Genomic DNA, 1871 nt, shown 5'->3' on the forward strand with positions numbered 1-1871 from the left:
GGCTGTTCGTGGTTTCAGAACCAACACAGTGGACGCGAGCAACTGAGGACAAGCCCTCGGCCTATTAGTACCGGTCACCTCCACACCTCACGGTGCTTCCAGATCCGGCCTATCAACCCAGTCGTCTACTGGGAGCCTTACCCCATCAAGTGGGTGGGAGTCCTCATCTCGAAGCAGGCTTCCCGCTTAGATGCTTTCAGCGGTTATCCCTCCCGAACGTAGCCAACCAGCCATGCCCTTGGCAGAACAACTGGCACACCAGAGGTTCGTCCGTCCCGGTCCTCTCGTACTAGGGACAGCCCTTCTCAAGACTCCTACGCGCACAGCGGATAGGGACCGAACTGTCTCACGACGTTCTAAACCCAGCTCGCGTACCGCTTTAATGGGCGAACAGCCCAACCCTTGGGACCGACTCCAGCCCCAGGATGCGACGAGCCGACATCGAGGTGCCAAACCATCCCGTCGATATGGACTCTTGGGGAAGATCAGCCTGTTATCCCCGGGGTACCTTTTATCCGTTGAGCGACGGCGCTTCCACAAGCCACCGCCGGATCACTAGTCCCGACTTTCGTCCCTGCTCGACCCGTCGGTCTCACAGTCAAGCTCCCTTGTGCACTTACACTCAACACCTGATTGCCAACCAGGCTGAGGGAACCTTTGGGCGCCTCCGTTACTCTTTAGGAGGCAACCGCCCCAGTTAAACTACCCATCAGACACTGTCCCTGATCCGGATCACGGACCCAGGTTAGACATCCAGCACGACCAGACTGGTATTTCAACGACGACTCCACGAACACTGGCGTGCCCGCTTCAAAGTCTCCCAGCTATCCTACACAAGCCGAACCGAACACCAATATCAAACTGTAGTAAAGGTCCCGGGGTCTTTCCGTCCTGCTGCGCGAAACGAGCATCTTTACTCGTAGTGCAATTTCACCGGGCCTATGGTTGAGACAGTCGAGAAGTCGTTACGCCATTCGTGCAGGTCGGAACTTACCCGACAAGGAATTTCGCTACCTTAGGATGGTTATAGTTACCACCGCCGTTTACTGGCGCTTAAGTTCTCAGCTTCGCCCCACCGAAATGGAGCTAACCGGTCCCCTTAACGTTCCAGCACCGGGCAGGCGTCAGTCCGTATACATCGCCTTACGGCTTCGCACGGACCTGTGTTTTTAGTAAACAGTCGCTTCTCGCTGGTCTCTGCGGCCACCCCCAGCTCTGGCAGCAAGTGCCGTCACCAGACGTGGCCCCCCTTCTCCCGAAGTTACGGGGGCATTTTGCCGAGTTCCTTAACCATAGTTCACCCGAACGCCTCGGTATTCTCTACCTGACCACCTGAGTCGGTTTAGGGTACGGGCCGCCATGAAACTCGCTAGAGGCTTTTCTCGACAGCATAGGATCATCCACTTCACCACAATCGGCTCGGCATCAGGTCTCACCCTGCATGAGTGGCGGATTTGCCTACCACTCGGGCTACACCCTTACCCCGGGACAACCACCGCCCGGGATGGACTACCTTCCTGCGTCACCCCATCACTCACCTACTAACCGCTTGGTCCGGCGGCTCCACCACTTTCCATTCCCCGAAGGGTCCGGAACGGCTTCACGGCCTTAGCATCACGATGCTCGATGTTTGACGCTTCACAGCGGGTACCGGAATATCAACCGGTTATCCATCGACTACGCCTGTCGGCCTCGCCTTAGGTCCCGACTTACCCTGGGCAGATCAGCTTGACCCAGGAACCCTTAGTCAATCGGCGCAAACGTTTCTCACGTTTGTATCGCTACTCATGCCTGCATTCTCACTCGTCAACCGTCCACGACTACCTTCCAGTGCCGCTTCACCCGGCAGACGACGCTCCCCTACCCATCCA

General features: G+C 57.1%; 1 rRNA gene (running past one end of the window). It reads right to left on the reverse strand.

Annotation, left to right across the window (positions count from 1 at the left end):
* Positions 1-44: 44 nt before the first annotated feature.
* Positions 45-1871 (reverse strand): 23S ribosomal RNA (locus ACFC8N_RS48600); it runs 1366 nt beyond the window's last position.

Origin of the sequence: Streptomyces sp. NPDC055966, assembly GCF_042269865.1 — a bacterium.
Lineage (GTDB): Bacteria > Actinomycetota > Actinomycetes > Streptomycetales > Streptomycetaceae > Streptomyces.